Here is a 21,344-nt window from a genome sequence, read left to right as displayed (position 1 = left end):
GCCCCTGTACCGTCCTCGCCTTCGGGGCCACTGCCCCGACTCTCGCCCCCCACTCAAGGAAGATCATGCACCTCATCAAAGCTCGCACGTCCGCCGGTTTCGCCCTGGCTGCCGCTCTTGGGCTGGCGTGCTCCGTGCTGGCTCTGGCGGAGGCTCCCGCTGCCAACGCCGCCTGCAAGCCGAAGTACAAGACCATTACCGACACCGGCGTGAAGGCCGAGTTCAGGTACGGGTGCGGCGACGCCAAGGGTTACGTGGAAGACACCAAGAAGGACGGGAGGGACGCGCGGGTCTCGTTCCTCACCTATGGCGGCACGGAGTCGAAGGTGGCCGTCGCCAGTGGCAAGGGTGACAAGACAGATTTCGACCGCAACGGCTCCTGGGCCGAAGTCTGCGTGTGGCGCTACGGCTTTGGCGTTGGTTCCACCCCGAACTGCGACAAGCTCTAGCACCCACCCGGCGCCAGGCAAGCAACGAGCCCCAGCGCGTCCTCAGGGAGGATGGGGCCATGGATCCAGTACTGCACCAACTACCGGCTCCTTTCTGGACCGTTCCGTACGTGGGCTCCCGGTTTCCGGGGTCGTCGGAGGTGGCTGCCCTTCCCAGCCTGGAGGAAGGTGCAAACTGCCAGCTGTTCGCCTACGAGGTGCTTCGGCACTTCGGCTTGGCTGCGCCTGATCTGCGTTCGAGTGAACTATGGGCCGATACACGGGCCACAGCCCGTGTATCGGCTGCTCAGCCTCTTGACCTGGTGTTGTTCAACGCCACTGACGACGCCTATGGCGCCCACGTAGGAGTCTGGGTGAACGAGGGTCGAGTGCTGCATCTGTGTGCAGAGATAGGGCGCCCGGTGGTCTGGGAGATGACGGAGTTCGTGAAGCGGCAGCGCTATCGGGTCTTGATCGGCATCAAGCGTGTTCTCGACAGGACCCAGGACACTGTCGGCTGAACTCGACGGGACCGGGGACCTGCATGGCGCTTCCCGTCAGGCTCACCTCGCCCCCATGACCGGGCCCGCCAACTGCTCCCCCTCGTGTACCTCCGGCCGGGACCGACCGGTACCCGCGCCGGACCTTTCCCCCGCACCTCAACTCTCCTCCCGGTCACTCACGACCCCCCAGAGGCACCAACTTCCTTACCGGCGACCCGAGTCGGCGGGAGCTGTCATCTCCAGAGGGAGACGTGAACAGACACATGAAGAGGGCATACGCCGCCGCAGTCGCCGCGGTGGCGCTGATGGTGGGCACGGCCGGGCCGGTGTCGGCGAGGGACCTCCACCGAACAGGGCAAGGAGACGGGCACGGGAACGGGAACGGCCGCCTCCCGGGCCGCGAGCACATCGCGATGCGTACGGTCAGGGAGGGCGGTCACACGCGCGTCGTCCCCGCCGACGCGCAGCGTCTGATCGCGGCCGGCAGGCTCGACCGGCGGCTCTTCGACGTCACGGAGCTGAGCGGGAGGGCGGTCCGCGACTCCCACGGGCAGGGTCTGAAGGTGATCGTCGGCTACCAGGGTGCGGCCGGGGCCGCGAAGGCCGACGGGCGCGAGACGGACGGCACCGAGGTCCGCCGGACGCTGACGTCCCTGAACGCCAAGCGGTCAGCACCCGGGACCCCGCCGACCTGTGGGCCGCGCTGACCGACACGCCCGGCGGCACCGCGAGGACCGCCTCCGGGATCGCCCACGTATGGCTCGACGGTGTCCGCAGGACGAGCCTCGACACATCCGTTGCGCAGATCGGCGCGGACAGGGCATGGGCGTCCGGCTACGACGGCAGGGGCGTCAGGATCGCCGTACTGGACTCGGGTATCGACGCGACCCATCCGGACCGGCGCCGCGGCTAACGGCAACCTCGGATCCCTCGCCGTGTACGTCTCCTACGACCGGGGTGCCACCTGGCAGCGAACCCCTGTGCACGACGGCCGCATCACGATCAGGAACCCTGCCGTGAACAGGTCCGTCTCCTTCCGCGCCGACCTCACCGACAAGCAGGGCAACAGGTGAGCTCAAGCATCGTGGCCCCGCTCCGTCAGCGGCCGCACTCCGCGCCGACGAGGACGAAGGCCATCGTGACGGGTTGGTCGCCGTGGTTGCGCCAGGCGTGGCGGGTGCCGTTCTGGATCACGATGTCGCCTGCCGAGAGCAGGGTGCGGTGGCCGTCGTCGAGTTCGAGGGCGATCTCGCCCTGGAGCACGATGCCGTAGTCGACGGTCGGTGTGGTGTGCATGCCGTCGGGTTCGATGAGTTCGGCGAGGCCGGGTGAGTCGGCCCGTTGTTCGCGGTCGAAGGCGACGGGGTCGAAAGCCGGGTCGGCCATCGCGGTGTGCGGCGGGAAGGTCAGCACGATGAAGCGTGTGCCGCCGGGCGCCGGGAGCAGGCTGGTGACCTTCGGCGTGGGGTCCTCCCCGGTCCGGCTGACCCGCTCGCCGGGTTCGGTGGCCCAGGGCAGGCGGGACACCCAGCCCGGCAGGCTGGTGAACTCCCGGCTGCGCGGCACGGGGCCGTCGCTGACGACGACCGACTTCCCGTTCTCGTCATGGCCGGTGACGACTCTGCGCATGTGTGTCTCCTCGGTTCTCCTCGGGCGGTTCCGGCGGAACCGCCCGATCCGTCGAGTCGGCTGGGTCAGTCGCGTATACGGCTGTCGGGTTCGGTCTGCGACTTGAGCGCGGTCGCCCAGGCGTCCAGGACGTCCGCCATGGTGAGTGCAGGTGCCCGGAGCAGGGACGACGCCACTGTCCGTACGAACTGCCGGTGCGGGTCGTCCGTGAGGTACTCGACCGGGGACTTGCCGTCCACGCGCGCCAGCAGCAGCGCCGGCAGCAGTGATGCGGCCCGCGCCTCAAGGACGGGCACGGGTTCCCAGTCGACGCAACGGACGTACTCCTCGGCCAACACCCGGGCGGAGTCGAGGAGATCGGCTCGGTGGCCGGGTACGACGAGGCTCTTGAGGAGCAGGTGGTTGACGCAGAAGGCCAGATCGAAGGCCGGGTCTCCGTACCAGGCGCACTCGGCGTCCAGCAGCACGGGCCCCGAGGTGCCGACAAGGATGTTCTTGGGGCTGACGTCGCCGTGCACCAGGGCCAGGTGTGTGCCGGCCGTGCGGGCGGCGAGGCCCTGGAGGATGTCGCCGAGGTCGGGATGTGCGGCGGCGGTGGCCAGCAGGTACGGCTCGATGCGCAGCGCGTGGAAGTTGTCGTCGGTGGCGAACTCCTCGGCGAGGGTGACATCGCCCGCGCTCGCCGCGTGCAGGGTGCCGAGCAGCTGTCCGACGGCCCCGGCGGTCGCCGCCTCCACCTGTCCGGCGAACAGCTGTGCCTTCCACACCGGGTACTGCTCGGGGGGCAGGAAGGCCATCGCGAAGAGACCGGCTTCGGCGTCGTGGGCCAGCGGCTCGGGCACGCTGTCCGGCTCGTGCCAGGCTGCGAACCGCATCCACGCCCACTCGTAGGCGTTGCGCGACACCGGCGCCTGCCAGTCGGCGGCGACGCGGAGCCGGGCCAGGGCGCGCTTGACGCACAGCGACCGTCCCGGCAGGTCCACCCGCCACAGGTCGGACGAGACGCCACCGGCCAGCGGTGTCCAGTGCGCGGCTTCGCCGGGCTCGGCCAGCTTGTGGGCGAGCAGGAAGTCGGCCAGTGCGGGATCCGGGCCGACCTGCGCGGCGGCCGTGCTCATCACCGGTCACCCGCACCGGCGCTCGGGCCACGGGGGGTGTTGCAGGCGTGGGCCGGCGCCTCGCCCGCGAGGATCCGTACGACCTCCTCGGCGGCGCGGCGGCGCAGTTCGGTGACCGACGCGTCGGAGGAGAAGGCCACGTGCGGGGTGAGGAGCGCGCCCGGCTGGTCCAGCAGTTCGTCGGGGACGTGCGGCTCGGTTTCCAGCACGTCGAGGGCGGCCCCGTCCAGGTGCCCGCTGTCGAGCGCCTTGGTCACCGCGTCGGTGTCCACCAGGCCGCCCCGGCTGACGTTGACCAGCAGGCCGCCGGGCTTCATCAGCGCCAGTTGCTCGGCTCCGACGATGTGGTGCGTGCCGGGTGTGAGCGGCACGTGCAGGATCACCACGTCACTGCGGCGGAGCAGTTCCTCCAGGCCCACCATCTCCACGCCGGGGGCATCCTTCGGCGGGTGCGGGTCATGTGCCAGGATCCGGCAGCCGAACCCGCCGAGCTTGCGTACTGTGGCGCGCCCGATCCGTCCGTACCCGACGACGCCGCAGGTCAGCGCCGACAGCCGGCGCAGCCGGGCGCTCGCGGGGTCCCAGTGGCCCGCACGGACCTCCCGGTCGAACACCGCCAGGCCGCGCGTCCAGGCCAGCACCATGCCGACGGCGTGGTCCGAGACCTCCTCGACGCAGTAGTCCGGAACGTTGGTGACCCACGCGCCCCGCTCGGTGGCGGCGTCCACGGCGATGTTGTCGAGGCCGACGCCGAGCCTGGCCACGATCCGCAGGTCCGGCGAGGCGCCGATCGCGGTGGCGGAGACGGGCGCCCAGCAGGTCAGGATCCCGGCCGGCCGGTGTTCGGCCACCAGTTCCTCGATGGCCTCGGCGGAGGCGGGTTCGGCGGGGCCGGTCACGAGGGTGTGGCCCGCGCCTTCGATGACCGCTCGCTCGACGGAGTCGTCGGGCCAGGCGTAGTCGGTGAGCAGCACAGTTGCCGGGCGGCTCGATGGGTTCATAGCAGGTCGTCCTCGCATGATCGTGCGGCCGCGGCGGACGGCCGGGCGTCGGGCTCGGTCGTGTCCGGTGAGCGGGTTCTGGTTGCCACCCTGAAAGGCGGTGGACGGCCTGTCCGATGGGCCGCCCCGCCACGAGTGGAAGGGAGGGGGTCGCTGGGCTCGGTCGGGTGTAGCCGACGCTCGCCGACTTGTGGTCGGGGCGGGCGCGGCGGTACGCCCCTGGAACGGGTCACGAGGTGCCGGGGCATGTCGAGTCACTCTGTCACAGCCACGCGGTGCTAACGATAGCATTCACGTCCTTCGACACGTCAAGAGTGCGGCGCTCTCCTGATCCTCGACATCGGGCGGCAGCACCCATTGACACCGGGCGGCAGCACCTGTTTCGGAAGCGGAGAAGCCCGTCACCGCAGGAAATCGAGGACCGCCGAAGAAATCCGCTGCTCACATCTTGACGGGCCGAGAACTTCCCTTCATGGTTTCTGCCAGCGCCGACCGTGTGACCAATGAGTGTCCGCACGAGGTCCGGCTGTCGAAGACGCCATAGCCACGGACGTCCCGACGGGCGGTATACGGCTGAATTCGCATGCGGTGTCCGACCGCGCGGCAGCCCACCTCCCGCATTCCGCCGAACGGCGAAAACCTCGCCGTCGCCGAATCGAGTCCGTGTTCAGCTCACCGCTTCTCGTCATCGCCCGTACAGCCCCGTGCCGGCGATGGATCCGCCGCGGCCTGCCGCGGCCCATTCCTCTTCAGGAGCCGCTATGACTCACGCAGCGCAAGTCGACACCACGGCGGTGCCCGCCGGTGAAACACAGGAACGCAACCGGCCTCGCATTTCCCGCCCCATGATCACGGTGGGCTTCCTGCTGATCGTCCTCTCCTACATGGTCAACGCCATGGACCGCCAGGTCTTCCCTCCCCTGCTGCCCAACATCCGTGCGGATTACGGGTTCTCGCTGGAGCAGGGCGGACTGCTGGCCACCAACTTCACCCTCGGCATGGCCCTGGCCGGCCTTCCCGCGGGCTACCTCCTGGACCGCTTCCGCCGCAAGACCGTGCTGCTGGTCAGCATCGTGATCTACTCCCTGGGCACGATGGCCACGCCGCTGGCGACCGGCTTCGCCGACATGAGTGCGTACCGGGTCGTCTCGGGCTTCGGGGAGGGCATGCAGTCCGCCGCCATCTTCGCGGCGATGGGCGCCTTCTTCGCCCACCGGCGCGGCCTCGCCTTCGGTGTCATCGGTGCGGGCTACTCCATCGGCGTCTTCATCGCCCCGCTGATCGGCGTCCGGCTCATGAGCACGCACGGCACCTGGCACTCGCCCTTCTACGTGTTCGGCGCGGCCGGGCTGCTGATCGCGGCCGCCTCCCTGTTCCTCGTGAAGACCGGCCTGACCGAGACGTCCGTGGCAAAGGTCGTCGCGACGAAGACCTACGAGCACATGCCGGCCTCCGCCTACAACCGCAACACCATCGCCCTGGCCGTCCACTCCGTCGTCAGCGGTGTGGCCATCTACGGGTTCCTCGGTCTCTATCCGACGTACCTCATCACCTCGCTGCACTACAGCACCGACCAGGCCGCGCTGGCCATGAGCCTGCTCGGGTTCGGCGGGATGACGGCCATCTTCGGCGGCTGGCTCGGAGACCGCGTCAACCAGCGCACCCTGCTGGCAGTGAGCCTGCTGGCCGTGTCCGCCATCAGCTTGTGCATCTACACAACGCAGGCCGGCGTCGGCGTCCAGTGCGTGTACGCCTTCCTCATGGGCGCCTTCGGGCTGGGCTTCATCTACCCGAACACCAACAGCGCGATCCAGCGGGCCGTCCGCCCCGAACAGATCGGCCGAGCCTCCGGACTCTTCGTCTCCAGCTACTACGGGCCGGCGGCGTTCTCGGGCCTGCTCTTCGCCGCCCTGGTGGACTCCTTCGGCTGGGGCCGGGCCGGGCTGCTCCAGGTCACGGTGCTGCCGCTGGTGGCCGTCGCCGCTCTCGTCTTCGTCCGCACATCGCAGTTCAGCGACGCGGTCCGCTAGCGGGCCCGTCCGGCGCGCATCTGTCGCCGTGCCGCATCCGGCCATGCCGGTGCGACACGGCGACACTCCATGGGCAGGACACGGTGGCGCACCGCCGACATGCCGAGGGGCCCGCCCACCGCCGAGCGGTGGGCGGGCCCCGTGGGCGTCCCGGGTCAGAGGTTCTCGGCCACGACCGGGTTCCGCAGGACACCGATGCCCTCGATCTCGACCTCGACCTCGTCGCCCGGACGGATCGGCCCGACTCCGGAAGGCGTACCGGTCATGATCACGTCGCCGGGCAGCAGCGTCAGACGGCGGCTGAGGTAGCTGACGATGTCGGGGACGGCGAGCAGCAGGTCGGCCGTGCTCGCCGACTGCACGACGGTGCCGTTCACCCGCGTCGTCAGCGACAGTCCCGAGGGGTCGAGTTCGGTGGCGATGACGGGCCCGAGGGGCGCGAAGGTATCCTGCCCCTTTCCGATCAGAAGCGTGCCGTATTTGCTTTCCTTGCGCTGGACGATGCGATCGCTGACATCATTGCCGCACGTATAGCCGAGGATGTACTCATGGGCCTCGGCAGGCTTCACATGGCGGGCTTCCTTTCCAATGACGACGACCAACTCGCCCTCGAAATGAACCAGTTCGCCGTCCGCCGGATAGACGATGGCGTCACCCGGCCCCACCACCGCGGTGCTCGGTTTCATGAAACACACGGGAACTTCCGGAATCTCACGGTCGGTCTCGTCGACGTGTGAGGCGTAGTTGTAGGCGAAGCCGAAGATCCGGGGCCGCTCCAGCGGCGATAGGACGACCACGTCGCCGGCTTTGTCGATGCGCCCCGTAGGGGACAGCCCGGTGAAGGGATCACCCTCGAATCTGGCGATTCGGGCGTCACCGGCTTCCAGTTCACCGTAGTGACGCACACCGTCGACGGCGTACCTGACGATCCGCACGGAATACCTCCGCAACTAGGCAGCCAGGGACGGCTGCACGGCCCATCCAGCAATGCTAACGTTAGCACAGCAATAAAGGTCATCCCGGAGTCACTCCGCTCCGACCACCGAGCGCGACGCGAACGCTATCGTTGGCACACGGAAAGTAAGCGGCACGGGACCAGTCACCCCAGGGGGCCCAGTACGTGATCACCACCAAGGACATCGCCGAACGCCTCGGACTGTCCGTCTCGACGGTCGGCCGGGCGCTCTCCGACGACTCCCGCATCAGCGAGGAGACCAAGTTCCGGGTCCGCCAGGCCGCTTCCGAGATGGGCTACGTCGGCAACCGCGCGGCGCGGATGATGCGCGGCGCGTCCAGCAACGTGGTCGCGCTGGTGATCCCGGACATCCGCAACAGCTTCTACTCGACCATCGCGCACGAGCTGTCCAAGAACATGGAGGCCGAGGGCTACCAGCTGATGCTCTCGGAGACCGACGACGACCGGATGGTGGAGCTTCGCCATCTGCGGGAGCTGTCCGCGACCCGCGTGGCGGGCGTCATCATCGTCCCCACCGCGCGCCCGCACAGCGACTCCGTCAAGCTCCTGCGCGCGATGCCGCACCTTCAGCTGCTGCGCCGCCACCCGTCGCTCGGCGCCCAGTGGTTCGGCGTGGACGACCGTGAGGCACTGCGCCGGGCCACCGCCCATCTCGTGGAGCTGGGGCACACCCGCATCGCCTACCTGGGCGGCCCGGTCGAACTGCCCACGGGTGCGGAGCGCCTGGAGGGCTTCCGCAGCGCCCTTCAGGAAGGCGGCCTCCCCGACGACGCCGGACGCGCGGAACTGGGGCCGCCGTCGTCCGTGGACCACGGCCGCCAGGCGGTACGGCGGCTGCTCAAGGAGCCGGATGCGCCCACCGCGCTCGTACTGGGATCGATCCAGCTCACCCTCGGCGTCCTGGAGGAGCTGTCCCAGCAGGGCGTGAAGGTGCCCGGGGAACTGTCCGTGGTCGGGTTCGGCGACGAGCCGGGGTTCTCCTGGTGGGGCCCGGGGCTGACCACGGTCGGCCTGCCGATCCAGGAGATGGCCACCGGCTGCGCCCTGTGGATGATGCGCCGCCTCAAGACCAAGCCGACCAACGACGGCCCGTACACCTCGGTCTCCCCCGGATCACTGGTTCTGCGCGGCAGCACGGCAGCTCCCGGTGGCCCGGCTCCGTCCAGGCCCCGCTGAACCGCGGGCGCCGACCCGCCGTACATGCGAAGGCGCCCGGAGCCGCGTGCTCCGGGCGCCTTCGCACATCCAGGGGCTTTCAGTACGTTCCGCTGCGCAGCCGGCGCATGACGCGGGCGGTGCGCACCAGCTCGTCGAGCACCTGCTCGGCAGCGGCCTCGTGAATCTTGCCGGGCCGGAAGGCCCCTTCCTCGACGCACTCGTTGACGAACGGGATGCTCACGGTCGGACCGATCGGCAGCATCCTCAGGTTCGCGACGACCTGCTTGCCCATCTGAACCGCCCGGGTGCCCGCCGAGACACCTCCGTAGCTCACGAAGCCGGCCGGCTTGTGCCGCCACTCCACGACGAGGTAGTCCCACGCGTTCTTCAACGGGGCGGGGAAACCGCCGTTGTACTCCGGGGTGACGAACACGAACGCGTCCGACGCGTCGACGATCCGGCTCCACTCACGGGTGTGGCTCTTCGTGTACTGACGCAGGGCGGGCGGATGCGGCTCGTCGAAGAAGGGCAGGGCGAGTTCCCGCAGGTCGACGGTGTGCGACTCGAACTCGTCGCACTCGGCCGCCCGGGCAGAGAACCAGTCCGCGACGGACCTGCCCACCCGTCCGGGACGCGTACTGGCCACCACGGTGGTGAGGGTCATCGGCGCCGCAGAAGGCTCGGGTGCCATATCGGGCTCACTTTCTCTTCGGCCGCGGCCCGGCCCGGCGGACCCGCCTCTTCCTGTGCTGTCCGTCCGTCCAGGAAGAGCGCGGGTCCGTCGGAGTCATCGCCGGAACGGAATTGTGCGAACGATAGCACCGGCCCGGCGGTGAGCCAACAAGGGGGCGCAAACTGCCCGCCCACAGGCACATAGCGCTACCTGCCCCCTTGACATCCACGCCGGCGCTTCGCACGATTGCGCTATCGTTAGCATTCCTGCCGCGATGAATGAGCAACCCTCGTCATCGCCCTTTGCCCCCGGTGCCCGTCCGGAAGCCGCACCGCTGATGCGACCCCACCCCGTCCTCGCCGCAGTGACCGGCCCGGGTACGGGCCCCGTCCTCCCCCGATCGTCCGAACTCCGAAAGGTTGCACCGCCATGACAGACGCGCGGATCGCCAAACTCCACGGCCGCAGGGTGTGGGATTCACGTGGTCGGCCGACCGTCGAGGTCGAAGCCCACCTGGCGGACGGCGCGATCGGGCGGGCCATCGCACCGGCGGGGGCCTCGACGGGCCTGGGCGAGGCGCTCGACCTGCGCGACGGCGGCGACCGCTTCGGCGGGTACGACGTCCACCGCGCGGTGGGCTCGGTGAACCAGGAGATCGCGCCCGCCCTCCTGGACCTCGACGCGACCGACCAGGAGACCGTCGACCGGCTCCTGGTGGACCTCGACGGAACCCCCGACCGCAGCCGTCTCGGCGGAAACGCGATCGTGGCCACGTCCATGGCCGTCCTGCACGCCACCGCCGCGTCGGCTCGCGTACCGCTGTGGCAGCACCTGGCGGGCGGCCGGCCGGTCCGCATCCCGCTGCCGGAGATCCAGATCTTCGGCGGCGGCGCCCACGCGGACCGCCGGGTCGACGTGCAGGACTTCATGGTGATGTGCCCCGCGGCAGCGAGCTTCTCGGAAGCCCTGGACTGGACCGCGGAGATCTACCGGGCGGCCGGAAGCCTCATGCGACGGGCGGGCAAGGCGCAGGGCGTGGCCGACGAGGGTGGATTCTGGCCCGCGTTCGACTCCAACGAGGAAGCGCTGGAGACGCTCACGCGCGCCATCGAGACCGCGGGCTTCGCTCCCTCGACCCAGGTGGGAATCTCACTGGACGTCGCCGCCTCGCAGTTCGGCAGTGGCGGGCGGTACACGCTGGCCCTGGACGACCGCACACTCGGCACCGAAGCGCTGATCGACATGCTGGGCGGCTGGATCGAGCAGTATCCGATCCTGTCCGTCGAGGACCCGGTGGGCGAGGACGACCATGACGGCATGCTGGAGTTCACCCGGCGCTACGGCCACCGCTGCCAGGTGATCGGCGACGACTACCTGGTCACGAACGCCAAGCGGGTGGAGGCGGCGGCCACCTCCGGAACGGTGAACGCCGTTCTCATCAAGCCGAACCAGGCCGGAACGGTCACCGAGGCGTTCCAGGCGCTGCGGGCCGGAAAGGACGCCGGCTTCGGCACGATCGTCTCGGCGCGTTCCGGGGAGACCGAGGACATCACCATCGCCCACCTGAGCGTCGGATGGGACGCGGGCCAGCTGAAGGTGGGCTCGTTCACGCGCTCCGAGCGCATGGCGAAATGGAACGAGGTTCTGCGCATCGAGGAGTCCCTCGGTGAATCCGCGGAATTCAGCGGGTGGTCCGCCCTCGCATTCGCCGGATCAGGGTCCATTACGACCAAGCCGTAAAACGGCATCGAAGTATTACAGTCATCGCATTCCAGAGCCGATCGGAGCACGGAGGCCCGCATGCTGCCACCCGTCAATCTGCGCCCGAGTTTCAACATCACCCGCTCCAGCCACGTCCGTCTCACGGTCGCCGACCTGGCCGAGAGCCGGAACTTCTATGTGAAAGCGCTGGGGCTCGTCGTCAGCGACGAGGACGAGCGCACCTGCTATCTGCGCGGCCTGGCCGAAGCCTGTCACCACAGTCTCGTGCTGGAGCTGGACGAGGAGGGCGCGGGCTCGTGCCGGAGGATCGGTTTCCGGGTCTTCTTCGACGAGGACCTGGATCTCGCGTACGCCTGGTTCCGTGAGCGGGGGCTGCCCGCCGAGTGGGTCGACGTCCCGTACCAGGGCCGCACCCTGCACGTCAGCGACCCCATCGGCACACCACTGGAACTGTGCGCGCACATGGAGACCCGGCCGCGGCTGCACATCGACTTCGAGCGGTACAAGGGTGCCCACGCGCAGCGGCTGGACCACTACCAGATCTTCGCGCCCGACACCTTCGAGCTGTGCGCGTTCTACAGCGAGCTCGGCTTCCGCAACTCGGAGTACCTGGAGCACGGCGACAAGCTGCTGGGTGCGTTCATGTACCGCAAGGGCACCTGTCTGGACCTGGCGATCGTGGAGAACACCGGGCCGGCCCTGCACCACTTCGCCTACACCGTCTCCGAGAGCCATGACATCTTCACCGCCTGCGACTGGGCGGGCATCCTCGGCTACGGCGACGGCGTGGAGCGCGGCCCCGGACGGCACGGTCCGGGCGGGATGCTCTTCGTCTACCTCCGCGATCCCGACGGTCACCGGGTGGAGGTCTTCAACAGCCACTACCAGACGATCGACACGGAAATCGAGCCCGTCCGCTGGGACGCGGCATCGCTGAGCACCAACGCCCGCTGGGGCCTGCCGGCCCTGGAGAAGTGGTACTTCGAGGCATCCCCCTTCGTCGGCACGCCCCAGATCCCGCCGGCCGAACTGCCGAAGCCCATGTCACTGGAGCGGTTCCTGCTCGAACAGCCCCTCCCCTGACCGTTCGTATGTCCGTCCCCAAGGAGACGCCATGACACGAGTTCCCTATCTGCGCCGCGAGGACGCGAAAGAGTCGCACAAGCCCCTGTACGACCGGCTGGAAGCCGAGCGCAAGGTGCCGACGGCGAACATCTTCCTCGCGCTGGCCAACGCACCGGCCCAGCTGGACGCCTTCCTGACCTATGCCAACTCGCTGCGGGCCGCCGACCTCAGTCCCAAGCTGCGCGAGCTGGCGATCCTGACGGTGGGGCACGCGACCCGGTCCTCGTACGAGGTCGCGCACCACCAGTCGCACGGACTCAAGGCCGGGCTGACCGAGGAACAGCTCGCGGCGGTGGCCGACTTCGAGTCGTCCCACCTGTTCGACTCGACGGAGAAGGCGATCATGCGCCTCGCCAAGGAGTCGACACTCCAGGTCGAGGTCTCGCAGGAGACCTGGCGTGCTGCCGCCGCCTATCTGACGGACCGGCAGATGGTCGAACTGTCGTTGTCCATCGCCTGGTACAACTCCGGCGTTCGCATCATGGGCCTGCTGGACATCGACCTTGAGGACAATTACCCGAACCCGTTCCCGAATTCTTAGTTCTCGGCACCGTACCGCCCATCAATACCGGAGTATTTCAATGGCGAAAATGCTCGCTGCACGACTGCACGCCCTCGGTGAGCCGATGTCCGTGGACACGATCGACGTTCCCACCCCACGGCCGACCGACGTACTGGTGCGGGTCAAGGCGTGCGGGATCGTGCCGAACATGGCCAACGTGATCAACAACTGGCCCACCTGGTACCCGCACCAGCCGCTGCCCAAGCTCCCCGCGATCTTCGGTCTGGACCCCGCGGGTGTGGTCGAGGCGGTCGGCGAGGCGGTGCTCAGCACCAAGCCCGGCGACCGGGTCTACGTGAGCCCTCTGCGCTCCTGCGGCAGCTGCCAGGTCTGCCGCGGCGGCGAGCTGAGCCGGTGCCGCTACTTCACCCTGAACGGCTACTTCAGCACCTCCCGTGACGGGCAGCGGATCTTCGATCTCTACCCCTACGGCGGGTTCTGCGAGTACATGACCGCCCCGCAGCACTCGATCGTCAACATCCCCGACACCATGACGTTCGAGCAGGCCGGCAAGCTCGGCTACATCGGCACCTCCTACGGAGCCCTCAAGCACGCCGCCGCCGGCCCCGGCCAGGTCGCGCTGATCGACGGCATCACCGGCACCCTCGGCGTCGCCTCCACCCTCCTCGCACTGGCCTCGGGTGTCTCCAAGGTCCTCGGAACCGGCCGCAACGAGGAGTTGCTCAAGCGCGTCAAGGAACTCGCCCCGGACCGCATCGAGGTCATGCGACTGGGCGAGGGCTCCACCGGCGCATGGGCCAAGTCCCGCACCGGCGGCGAGGGAGCGGACTTCGTCATCAGCGCCCTGGGGGCCAAGGCGCCGGTCGAGACGATGCTCGACTCGATGCAGGGCGTCCGCCGGGGCGGCAAGGTGGTCAACGTCGGTGGCGTGTCCGACCGGTTGCCCGTGGACGTGAAGTGGCTCATGGACGAGCAGGTCCAGCTGATCGGCTCCAACTGGTTCACCACCGCGCAGGGCCAGGAAGTCGCCGACATGGTGGCCACCGGAGCCCTGGACCTGTCCTACCTGATCACCAAGCCCTTCCCCCTGTCGAACGTCAACGAGGCGATCTCGGGACGCGCCACGGACAGCGACGGCGGATTCAGCAACTACGTCGTGACGCCCTGAACGGCGGATCGTCCATACTCACCCCGCGGCGGCCCTGTCCTGCCCTGACGCCGCCGCGGGGTGCCCCAGCAGGACGGAGGAGCCGATGGAACTGCGCTGGCTGGAATCGTTCGTCGTCGTCGCGGAGGAACTGCACTTCGCGCGGGCCTCGGACCGTCTGCATCTCGCCCCGTCGGCCCTCAGCGCCCAGATCAGAGCGCTGGAGTCACACCTCGGCGTCCGCCTCATCGACCGCGGACGACGCACCCGCCCGGCACTGACCAGTGCCGGGCAGCTGTTTCTCGACGAGGCACGGCTGACGCTCGCCCAGGTCGCCCGGGCCGAGGCGGTGGGCCGCCGTGCCGGTCGCGGGGAGCTGGGGCACGCCCAGATCGCGTACGTCGCCTCGGCCGCGTTCTCCGGAGTACTGACCGACGTCCTCACCCGCTGCGCGGCCCCCGGCACTCACCTCACCGTGCAGGTACGCGAGTTGGAGACACCGGCGCAGCTGGAAGCACTGGCCTGCGGGGACATCGACGTCGGTTTCCTGCGCTGGCGGCCCGAGTACCCGCCCGACGTCACGGCCACCTGTCTGCTCACCGAGAAGGTCGTCCTGGCGCTTCCGGCCGACGCGCCGCTCGCGGCGTACGAGGCGATACCGGCGGCGAAGCTGCGCGACGAGCAGTTCGTGGCCCCGCACTTCGACGAGGAGTACGGCTGCCGCGACCAGATCCTGGAGGTGGCGGAGCAGGGGGGCTTCAGCCCGCGCTGCGCTCCCCCGGTGCGGGACTTCATCGCCGCCCTGACACTCGTGGGCGGTGGTCTCGCGGTCGCCCTGGTCCCCGATTCACTGCGCCGCGTGCAGATCCCGGGTGTGGCCTACCGTTCGCTGGCGGACGTACCGCTGACCACCCGGCTGGTGGGCGCCTACCGCAGGGGCGAGACCTCGCCCGCGGTCCGTGCTGTGATCCGCCGGCTGCGCGAGGCGGCCGCCGCCACGGTCACTGCCGGCTGAAGCGGCGACGCCCCACCGACAGGTCGCCTCCCCACGCCCATCGCGGCCGCTGTCCGGTCAACGCCGAACCGACGCATGTTTGTACGCCGAATACGCACCATCTGAGCAGGTCAGAGGGGGTGTACGAAGCCTACGCTCGACACTGCACCAGACGGAGAGGGCAGGCGGAGGAACACATGACATCGATCAAGCGCGTGGGCGTCGTCGGCGCCGGACAGATGGGCCGGGGCATCACCGAGGTCTGCGCCCGGGCCGGGCTGCGCGTCATCTTGTGCGACGTGACCGAGGACAGGGCCCGTACCGGTCTGGCCGGCGTGGCGGACTCCCTGCTCAAGGCGGAGAAGCGCGGCGCCATCACCCCGGACGACCGCGCTCGTGCCCTGGCCGGGATCTCGGTCACCGCGGATCTCACCGGCCTGTCCGGGGCGGACCTGGTCATCGAGGCCGCAGTAGAGGACGAGCAGGCCAAGACGGCGCTGTTCCGGCAGTTGGACAAGGTCACCGGCCCTGCTGCCGTGCTGGCCAGCAACACCTCCTCGATCCCCATCGCCCGGCTCGCCGCGGCCACCGGGCGGCCGGAGGCGGTGGTCGGCCTGCACTTCTTCAACCCGGTCCCGGTCCTGCCGCTGGTCGAGGTGATCCCGTCACTGCACACCTCGAAGGCCACGGAACTGCGCGTGCGTGCCTTCGCCGGCGAGATCCTGGGCAAGAAGACCATCGTCGCCGAGGACCGCGCGGGCTTCGTCGTGAACTCCCTGCTGGTTCCCTACCTGTTGGCGGCAGTCCGGATGGTCAGCTCGGGCACGGCGACGGCGGAGGACATCGACACCGGGATGACCGCCGGCTGCGCCCACCCCATGGGCCCGCTGCACCTCGCCGACCTCATCGGCCTGGACACCGTGGCGGCGATAGGCGAGGCGCTGTACGAGGAGTACCGGGAACCTCTGTACGCCCCTCCCCCGTTGCTGCGCCGGATGGTCGAATCGGGTCTGCTGGGCCGGAAGTCGGGACAGGGGTTCTTCACCTACCGGGCAGCCTGAGGGCCGGCGCTCCAGCGGGGCGTACGGCCGCCGCCGAGCAGACGGCTGCCGTACGCCTACCGCCGACCGGCCCCGGCACGGCCTTCGCCCGCCGGCCGACGTCATACACGCGCCGCGCGCGCCTCCCCCTTGGTGTCGGTCTGCGCCCAGGGCACCTCGTCGACCTGGCCGATGCTGAGGCCGAACCCGTGATGGGCCGTTGGCTGCCCCGTGGGAAGCGCTCGACCCCCGACGCGCATGCAGCGGGGGTCGACAGTCGCGTGCCGGTGCGGTCCGGGCCTGCGAACCGCTCAGGCCGCGAAGCGCGTCAGGGGGCTGCGCGGCGGGCGGTCACTTCCTCCGTGAGCTGGGGGGCCACCGCGAACAGGTCGCCCACCACGCCGTAGTCGGCGAGGCCGAAGACGGGTGCCTCCGCGTCCTTGTTGACCGCGACGATCGTCCTGGAGGTCTGCATTCCGGCGAGGTGCTGGATGGCCCCGGAGATGCCCAGCGCGATGTACAGCTGGGGGGAGACGGTCTTGCCGGTCTGCCCGACCTGGAACCGGTGCGGGTAGTAGCCGGCATCGACCGCGGCGCGCGAGGCACCCACCGCACCTCCCAGGGCGTCCGCCAGCTCTTCCACCACCGTGAAGCCCTCCGCTCCTCCGACACCGCGCCCTCCGGAGACGACGACGGCCGCCTCGGTGAGCGCGGGACGGTCGCCCGCGGGTGAGGCGCGCCGATCGGTGATACGGGCGGAGGTCGCCGGGTCGACCGACGGCACCACGAGTTCCCGTACCATCGCCGCGACCGGGTGCTCCTCCGGCTCGACGGCACCCGGACGCAGGGCGATCACCGGCGTGCCGTGGGTGACTTCGGAGCGCACGGTGTACGCCCCGCCGAAGACGATCTGGGTGACCACCCCGGAGGAGTCCAGGTCGACCGCGTCGATCAGCAGCCCGGCGTCCAGCCGCACGGCGAGGCGCCCCGCCACCTCCCTGCCGTCCGTCGTCGCCGAGACCAGAACGGCGGCGGGACAGGCGTCCCGAACCGCGAGTTCCAGGACGTCGACGGCGGGCGTGGCGAGGAACTCGCCGGCTTCGTCCGACTCGGCCACGTAGACGCTGGTGGCACCGTGGCGGGCGAGGGATTCCTTGAGTCGCGCCGCGGTACCGGGAGTTCCCACGACGACGGCGGCCGGGTCCCCCAGTCGCCGGGCGGCAGCCAGGAGTTCGTAGGTGGACTTGTGGACACGTTCCCCGTCGTGGTCGACGAGGACGAGGACATCGGGCATGGGTGCCTGCTTCTTGGTCGCGCTTCTTAGTCGTGTCGTGCTTCTTGGCCGCGCTGTTCGATCGCGTTGTTCGGTCGAGACAGGGGGCGGGGCGGTTCAGACCAGGTTCTGGGCGATGAGATGTTCGACGAGCTGTCGGCCTGCCGAGCCGTCGTCCGTGATGCGGATTCCGGCGGACCGCGGCGGACGCAGGACGGCCTCCACGACGCGGGTGCGGGTCACGAGGAACCCGGCGCCGTCCGCGCCGGGGAACAGGTCGTCGAGGTCGACCGTGTCCACCGGCTTCTTCTTGGCGGCCATGATGCCCTTGAAGGAGGGGTAGCGCGGCTCGTTGATCTTCTCCGTGACGCTGACCAGCGCGGGCAGTGGCGCCTTCAGCGTCGCCTCGCCGTTCTCGGTCTCGCGCTCGGCGCTCACCTGTCCCGCCTCCACGGTCAGCTGCCGGACCTGCGTGAGCTGCGGCAGGCCGAGCAGTTCGGCGATGACGGCCGGGACCGCGCCGGCCTGTCCGTCGGTGGTCGCGTTGCCCGCCAGGACCAGGTCGACGTCCTGCACCGTCCGCACGGCGGCCGCCAGGACTGTGGCGGTGGTCAGCAGGTCCGCGCCGCGCAGCCGGTCGTCGCAGATGTGGATGGCGCGGTCGGCGCCCATCGCCAGGACCTTGCGGATGGCATCCAGTGCGGAGTCGGGTCCCATGGAGACGACGGTGATGTGGGCGTCCGCGGTCTCCTTCAGCGTCAGGGCCTCTTCGGCGGCGCGTTCGTTGATCTCGTCCAGGACGAGATCGGCGTCCTCGCGGTCGAGAAGGTGGTCGGCCCGGGACAGGGTGCGTTCGGCGCTGGTGTCGGGGACCTGCTTGACGAGTACGACGATGTTCACGGGCGTATTCCTTCGGCCGGTGGTCAGCGGAACGCCGGATATCCGGTGATCGTCTGACCGACGACCAGCGTGTGCATCTCGCTGGTGCCTTCGTAGGTGAGCACGGACTCCAGGTTGTTGGCGTGGCGCAGCGGCGAGTACTCCAGGGAGATGCCGTTGGCCCCGAGGACGGTGCGGCACTCGCGGGCGATGGCGATCGCCTCCCGGACGTTGTTGAGCTTGCCGACGCTGATCTGCTCGGGCCGGATGCGGTGCTGGTCCTTGAGCCGGCCCAGGTGGAGGGCGAGCAGCGCGGCGTTGCCGAGGGACACGCTCATGTCGGCGAGCTTCTTCTGGGTGAGCTGGAACGCGCTGATCGGCTTGTCGAACTGCACGCGGGAGTCGGCGTACTCGATGGCCGTCTGGATGCAGTCGCGGGCCGCGCCGACCGCGCCGAACAGGATGCCGAAGCGTGCCTCGTTGAGGCAGGACAGCGGTCCGCGCAGGCCCTCCGCGAGCGGCAGGCGCGCCGCGTCGGGCAGCCGTACGTTGTCGAAGTACAGCTCCGAGGTGATCGAGGCGCGCAGCGACATCTTCTGCTTGATGTCCTGCGTGGTGAAGCCCGGCGTGCCGCGCGGTACGAGGAAGCCGCGGATGCCGTCCTCGGTCTGCGCCCAGACGGTGGCCACATCCGCGATGCCGCCGTTGGTGATCCACATCTTGGAGCCGTTCAGGATCCAGTCGTCGCCGTCGCGGACGGCCCTGGTGCGCATCCCGGAGGGGTTGCTGCCGAAGTCGGTTTCGGTCAGGCCGAAGCAGCCGATCGCCTCACCGGCGGCGAGCCGGGGCAGCCACTCCTGCTTCTGCTCCTCCGAACCCCACTTCCAGATGGAGAACATGGACAGCGAACCCTGTACGGAGACGAAGCTGCGGAAGCCGGAGTCGGCCGCTTCCAGTTCCAGGCAGGCCAGGCCGTAGCTGACCGCGTTCGTGCCGGCACAGCCGTAGCCTTCGAGGTGCATTCCGAGAACTCCCAACTTCCCCAGTTCCGGCGCGAGTTCGCGGGCGAAGTGGGCGTTCTCGAACCACTCGCCGATATGCGGGCGCACCCGGTCGGCGAGGAACTTGGCGACGGTGGCCTGGATCTCGCGCTCCTCGTCGGTGAGGACGGAGGCGATGTCGAGCAGTTCGAGGGGGTCCTTCATCGGCTTGCTGTTCATGCTGGGCTCCTTGTCGTCAGGGGTGGGACATCAGGTGAGTTGAGGGCCGTGGAGGATCTCCGCCGTGTGCTGGCCCAGGCGGGGCGGTGGCAGGCGGTACCGCGCGGGTGTCCCGCTCAGCGCGATGGGGTGCGCGACCTGGCGGGAGGGCCTGCCCGCTTCTCCGTCGGCCGGGGCGGCGGGGATGTCGACGATGCCGGGAAGGCCGAGCTTTCGCGCGAAGGCGAAGGCGTCGTCGAGGGTGTTGACCGGTCCGGCGGGCACCCCGGCGGCCAGCAGGACGGCCGACCAGTGGTCGGCGCCTGCGGCGCTGAGCCGCTCGACCAGGAGGTCCCGGAGTTCGGGACGGTGGGCCACCCGGTCGGCGTTGGTGCGGAAGCGATCGTCGAGAGCGAGACCGGGATCCCCGACGGCCTCGGCGAGCGCCGCGAACTGCCGGTCGGTGCCCACCGCGAGGGCGAGCGGACGGTCGGCGGTGGGGAAGGTCTCGTACGGGGCGATGCTCGGGTGGGCGTTGCCCATGCGCCCCGGGACGACACCGGCGACAGCGAAGGCCGATGCCTGGTTGACCATGGCCGACAGCAGCGAGCCGAGCAGGTTCACCTCCACGAGCTGCCCCTCTCCGGTGGCGTCCCGGTGCCGTAGGGCAGCCAGGATGCCCAGCGAGGCGTGCAGTCCGGTGATCACGTCGACCAGGGCCACGCCCGCCTTCACCGGCTCCCCGTGCACGTCTCCGGTCACGCTCATCAGGCCGCCGACGGCCTGCACGAGCAGGTCGTATCCGGGGATCGCGGCCCCCGCTCCGCCGCCGAAACCGCTGATCGAGCAGTAGACCAGCTCAGGGTGCCGGGCACGGAGCTCCTGATGTCCGAGCCCCAGCCGTTCCATCGTGCCGGGCCGGAAGTTCTCCACCAGCACGTCGGACTCGGCGGCCAGGGCACGTGCCTGTTCCCGGTCCGCCTCGGTCGTCAGGTCCAGGACGACGGACCTCTTGTTCCGGTTGACGCTCAGGAAGTACGTCGACGTTCCGTCGTGGTCCGCGGGCGGGTGCCAGGCCCGGGTGTCGTCCCCGGTCCCCGGCCGCTCCACCTTCACCACGTCGGCGCCGAGGTCGGCGAGGAGCATCGTGGCGTAGGGGCCCGCGAGAACCCGGGAGAAGTCGGCGATACGCACACCCTCCAGCGCGCCCCGTCCCGCTCCGTCCACGACACCGGCCCATCCGTCCGGCGCGTTGTACTGGGTGCCCACGCACCCTCCCCTCTGATCGTGCCGCCTACGCGAACGTGACATGGCCGGAGCCGCTTCCCGTCATCACCAGCGTTCCAACGCCGTTGCACGGTAGGTGAGTTCGACGAGGGGAAGCCCCTGGTCGAGAGGCGCGACGGCCCGCACGACACGCACCCTCGCCCCGACCGCGACCACGACCGGCGCCGTCCTGGTGATCTGACACAGCAGGGTGAACCCCTCGTCCATCGCCACGAACCAGGTGTTGAGCGGGGCCTGTCCGATACGGCGCACGAGGACCCCGGCACCCGCGCTGCGCTCCCGTTGGAAGGCGGTGGCCCCACAGGCACGGCAGAACGAACGGCGGTAGGCCGGAGTGCCGCACCAGCGGCAGCGCTGGAAGAGCAGCGCGCCGCGATCCTCCGGGGTGTTCGGTGTGACGGGTGCTGTCGTGGCCATGGCAGCCGCCTCGCGGTCTTCCCCCGGCACGGCGGTTTCACGGGTGTCTGTCCGGAGCATCACGGCCTCCTGCACGCAGTTCGGTGACCGGAAAACGGGAGATCGGAATCCGATCCGGCTCCACCACCCTGGCCCTGTCGCAGAGCGCCGGTCAACGACGAGCTGACGCATCTTTGTGCGCGGAAGGCGTTCTATTCGCTGAGGTCAGAGCCGGTTTCCTGG

Annotated in this window: 21 protein-coding genes and 1 pseudogene; 12 read left to right on the top strand and 10 right to left on the bottom strand. The window is 69.6% G+C overall.

Features of this window, described 5'->3' with window-relative positions; all coding sequences use genetic code 11:
• The first annotated feature begins 65 nt into the window (after window positions 1-65).
• From SLINC_RS39660 to SLINC_RS48215, 4 genes and pseudogenes are all read left to right on the top strand, one after another.
• Complete coding sequence (locus SLINC_RS39660) at window positions 66-449, top strand: hypothetical protein (RefSeq protein ID WP_067443258.1); 384 nt, start codon at window positions 66-68, stop codon at window positions 447-449.
• 59 nt (window positions 450-508) lie between these two features.
• Window positions 509-949, top strand: coding sequence for an NlpC/P60 family protein (locus SLINC_RS39655; protein WP_067443257.1), 441 nt, complete (start codon window positions 509-511; stop codon window positions 947-949).
• A gap of 245 nt (window positions 950-1,194) precedes the next feature.
• Window positions 1,195-1,829 (top strand): annotated as a pseudogene (locus SLINC_RS39650) (peptidase S8); the annotation flags it as partial.
• A gap of 37 nt (window positions 1,830-1,866) precedes the next feature.
• Entirely contained in the window at window positions 1,867-2,004 is a 138-nt protein-coding gene (locus SLINC_RS48215; protein WP_159425391.1) for a hypothetical protein, read from the top strand.
• 25 nt (window positions 2,005-2,029) lie between these two features.
• On the opposite strand, the gene SLINC_RS39645 is transcribed toward SLINC_RS48215, so the two are convergent.
• The 3 genes from SLINC_RS39645 to SLINC_RS39635 all read right to left on the bottom strand — a co-directional run bounded on the left by SLINC_RS39645 (window position 2,030) and on the right by SLINC_RS39635 (window position 4,679).
• Window positions 2,030-2,560, bottom strand: coding sequence for a cupin domain-containing protein (locus SLINC_RS39645; protein ID WP_067443255.1), 531 nt, complete (start codon window positions 2,558-2,560; stop codon window positions 2,030-2,032).
• 65 nt (window positions 2,561-2,625) lie between these two features.
• The gene (locus SLINC_RS39640) at window positions 2,626-3,678 is read right to left on the bottom strand and encodes a phosphotransferase family protein (RefSeq protein WP_067443254.1); all 1,053 of its coding nucleotides are present in this window, start codon (window positions 3,676-3,678) and stop codon (window positions 2,626-2,628) included.
• Window positions 3,678-4,679, bottom strand: a complete 1,002-nt coding sequence (locus SLINC_RS39635; protein ID WP_067443253.1) for a C-terminal binding protein — start codon at window positions 4,677-4,679, stop codon at window positions 3,678-3,680. The genes SLINC_RS39640 and SLINC_RS39635 overlap by 1 nt, the downstream gene beginning before the upstream one ends.
• A gap of 845 nt (window positions 4,680-5,524) precedes the next feature.
• Here SLINC_RS39635 and SLINC_RS39630 point away from each other — a divergent pair.
• Window positions 5,525-6,709: an MFS transporter gene (locus SLINC_RS39630; protein WP_225988449.1), complete on the top strand. Its 1,185-nt coding sequence runs from the start codon at window positions 5,525-5,527 to the stop codon at window positions 6,707-6,709.
• Window positions 6,710-6,864: 155 nt separating this feature from the next.
• Here SLINC_RS39630 and SLINC_RS39625 read toward each other — a convergent pair whose 3' ends face one another.
• Window positions 6,865-7,644 (bottom strand): fumarylacetoacetate hydrolase family protein, encoded by a 780-nt coding sequence (locus tag SLINC_RS39625; protein WP_067443251.1) that lies wholly within the window; start codon window positions 7,642-7,644, stop codon window positions 6,865-6,867.
• Window positions 7,645-7,829: 185 nt separating this feature from the next.
• On the opposite strand from SLINC_RS39625, the gene SLINC_RS39620 reads away from it, so the two are divergent.
• On the top strand, window positions 7,830-8,861 hold the full coding sequence (locus tag SLINC_RS39620) for a LacI family DNA-binding transcriptional regulator (RefSeq protein ID WP_067443250.1): 1,032 nt from the start codon (window positions 7,830-7,832) through the stop codon (window positions 8,859-8,861).
• Between the two features lie 79 nt (window positions 8,862-8,940).
• On the opposite strand, the gene SLINC_RS39615 is transcribed toward SLINC_RS39620, so the two are convergent.
• Window positions 8,941-9,507, bottom strand: a complete 567-nt coding sequence (locus SLINC_RS39615; RefSeq protein WP_067443249.1) for an NADPH-dependent FMN reductase — start codon at window positions 9,505-9,507, stop codon at window positions 8,941-8,943.
• Window positions 9,508-9,945: 438 nt separating this feature from the next.
• Between SLINC_RS39615 and eno the strand changes: the two genes are divergently transcribed.
• The 6 genes from eno to SLINC_RS39585 all read left to right on the top strand — a co-directional run bounded on the left by eno (window position 9,946) and on the right by SLINC_RS39585 (window position 16,088).
• Window positions 9,946-11,256: a phosphopyruvate hydratase gene (gene eno, locus SLINC_RS39610; RefSeq protein WP_067443248.1), complete on the top strand. Its 1,311-nt coding sequence runs from the start codon at window positions 9,946-9,948 to the stop codon at window positions 11,254-11,256.
• 60 nt (window positions 11,257-11,316) lie between these two features.
• A complete protein-coding gene (locus SLINC_RS39605) occupies window positions 11,317-12,321 on the top strand; it encodes a VOC family protein (RefSeq protein WP_067443247.1) in 1,005 nt (334 codons plus the stop codon).
• 31 nt (window positions 12,322-12,352) lie between these two features.
• Window positions 12,353-12,904, top strand: coding sequence for a carboxymuconolactone decarboxylase family protein (locus tag SLINC_RS39600; protein ID WP_067443246.1), 552 nt, complete (start codon window positions 12,353-12,355; stop codon window positions 12,902-12,904).
• Between the two features lie 49 nt (window positions 12,905-12,953).
• Window positions 12,954-14,054: an alcohol dehydrogenase catalytic domain-containing protein gene (locus SLINC_RS39595; protein ID WP_067443245.1), complete on the top strand. Its 1,101-nt coding sequence runs from the start codon at window positions 12,954-12,956 to the stop codon at window positions 14,052-14,054.
• Window positions 14,055-14,139: 85 nt separating this feature from the next.
• Entirely contained in the window at window positions 14,140-15,048 is a 909-nt protein-coding gene (locus SLINC_RS39590) for a LysR substrate-binding domain-containing protein (RefSeq protein WP_067443244.1), read from the top strand.
• Window positions 15,049-15,224: 176 nt separating this feature from the next.
• Complete coding sequence (locus tag SLINC_RS39585; RefSeq protein ID WP_067443243.1) at window positions 15,225-16,088, top strand: 3-hydroxybutyryl-CoA dehydrogenase; 864 nt, start codon at window positions 15,225-15,227, stop codon at window positions 16,086-16,088.
• A gap of 307 nt (window positions 16,089-16,395) precedes the next feature.
• Here SLINC_RS39585 and SLINC_RS39580 read toward each other — a convergent pair whose 3' ends face one another.
• The 5 genes from SLINC_RS39580 to SLINC_RS39560 form a co-directional block, all read right to left on the bottom strand.
• A complete protein-coding gene (locus SLINC_RS39580; RefSeq protein ID WP_067443242.1) occupies window positions 16,396-17,361 on the bottom strand; it encodes an electron transfer flavoprotein subunit alpha/FixB family protein in 966 nt (321 codons plus the stop codon).
• A gap of 96 nt (window positions 17,362-17,457) precedes the next feature.
• Entirely contained in the window at window positions 17,458-18,240 is a 783-nt protein-coding gene (locus tag SLINC_RS39575) for an electron transfer flavoprotein subunit beta/FixA family protein (RefSeq protein ID WP_067443241.1), read from the bottom strand.
• 23 nt (window positions 18,241-18,263) lie between these two features.
• Window positions 18,264-19,439, bottom strand: a complete 1,176-nt coding sequence (locus SLINC_RS39570) for an acyl-CoA dehydrogenase family protein (RefSeq protein ID WP_067443240.1) — start codon at window positions 19,437-19,439, stop codon at window positions 18,264-18,266.
• Window positions 19,440-19,469: 30 nt separating this feature from the next.
• Window positions 19,470-20,687 carry a CaiB/BaiF CoA transferase family protein gene (locus SLINC_RS39565; protein ID WP_225988448.1) on the bottom strand — a complete coding sequence of 406 codons (1,218 nt, stop codon included), beginning with the start codon at window positions 20,685-20,687 and terminating at the stop codon, window positions 19,470-19,472.
• Between the two features lie 63 nt (window positions 20,688-20,750).
• Window positions 20,751-21,122 (bottom strand): zinc ribbon domain-containing protein, encoded by a 372-nt coding sequence (locus tag SLINC_RS39560; RefSeq protein ID WP_067446225.1) that lies wholly within the window; start codon window positions 21,120-21,122, stop codon window positions 20,751-20,753.
• Between the last annotated feature and the right edge of the window lie 222 nt (window positions 21,123-21,344).

Source organism: Streptomyces lincolnensis (assembly GCF_001685355.1).
Lineage (GTDB): Bacteria > Actinomycetota > Actinomycetes > Streptomycetales > Streptomycetaceae > Streptomyces > Streptomyces lincolnensis.
This window is presented reverse-complemented; position numbering and strand designations above follow the sequence as displayed.

Coding starts and splice junctions, on each gene's coding strand:
- SLINC_RS39630 (WP_225988449.1), top strand. CDS start 5,525: ATGATCACGGTGGGCTTCCTGCTGATCGTCCTCTCCTACATGGTCAAC.
- SLINC_RS39580 (WP_067443242.1), bottom strand. CDS start 17,361: ATGCCCGATGTCCTCGTCCTCGTCGACCACGACGGGGAACGTGTCCAC.
- SLINC_RS39645 (WP_067443255.1), bottom strand. CDS start 2,560: ATGCGCAGAGTCGTCACCGGCCATGACGAGAACGGGAAGTCGGTCGTC.
- SLINC_RS39640 (WP_067443254.1), bottom strand. CDS start 3,678: ATGAGCACGGCCGCCGCGCAGGTCGGCCCGGATCCCGCACTGGCCGAC.
- SLINC_RS39615 (WP_067443249.1), bottom strand. CDS start 9,507: ATGACCCTCACCACCGTGGTGGCCAGTACGCGTCCCGGACGGGTGGGC.
- SLINC_RS39605 (WP_067443247.1), top strand. CDS start 11,317: ATGCTGCCACCCGTCAATCTGCGCCCGAGTTTCAACATCACCCGCTCC.
- SLINC_RS39570 (WP_067443240.1), bottom strand. CDS start 19,439: ATGAACAGCAAGCCGATGAAGGACCCCCTCGAACTGCTCGACATCGCC.
- SLINC_RS39560 (WP_067446225.1), bottom strand. CDS start 21,122: ATGGCCACGACAGCACCCGTCACACCGAACACCCCGGAGGATCGCGGC.
- eno (WP_067443248.1), top strand. CDS start 9,946: ATGACAGACGCGCGGATCGCCAAACTCCACGGCCGCAGGGTGTGGGAT.
- SLINC_RS39655 (WP_067443257.1), top strand. CDS start 509: ATGGATCCAGTACTGCACCAACTACCGGCTCCTTTCTGGACCGTTCCG.
- SLINC_RS39595 (WP_067443245.1), top strand. CDS start 12,954: ATGCTCGCTGCACGACTGCACGCCCTCGGTGAGCCGATGTCCGTGGAC.
- SLINC_RS39635 (WP_067443253.1), bottom strand. CDS start 4,679: ATGAACCCATCGAGCCGCCCGGCAACTGTGCTGCTCACCGACTACGCC.
- SLINC_RS39585 (WP_067443243.1), top strand. CDS start 15,225: ATGACATCGATCAAGCGCGTGGGCGTCGTCGGCGCCGGACAGATGGGC.
- SLINC_RS39590 (WP_067443244.1), top strand. CDS start 14,140: ATGGAACTGCGCTGGCTGGAATCGTTCGTCGTCGTCGCGGAGGAACTG.
- SLINC_RS39660 (WP_067443258.1), top strand. CDS start 66: ATGCACCTCATCAAAGCTCGCACGTCCGCCGGTTTCGCCCTGGCTGCC.
- SLINC_RS39600 (WP_067443246.1), top strand. CDS start 12,353: ATGACACGAGTTCCCTATCTGCGCCGCGAGGACGCGAAAGAGTCGCAC.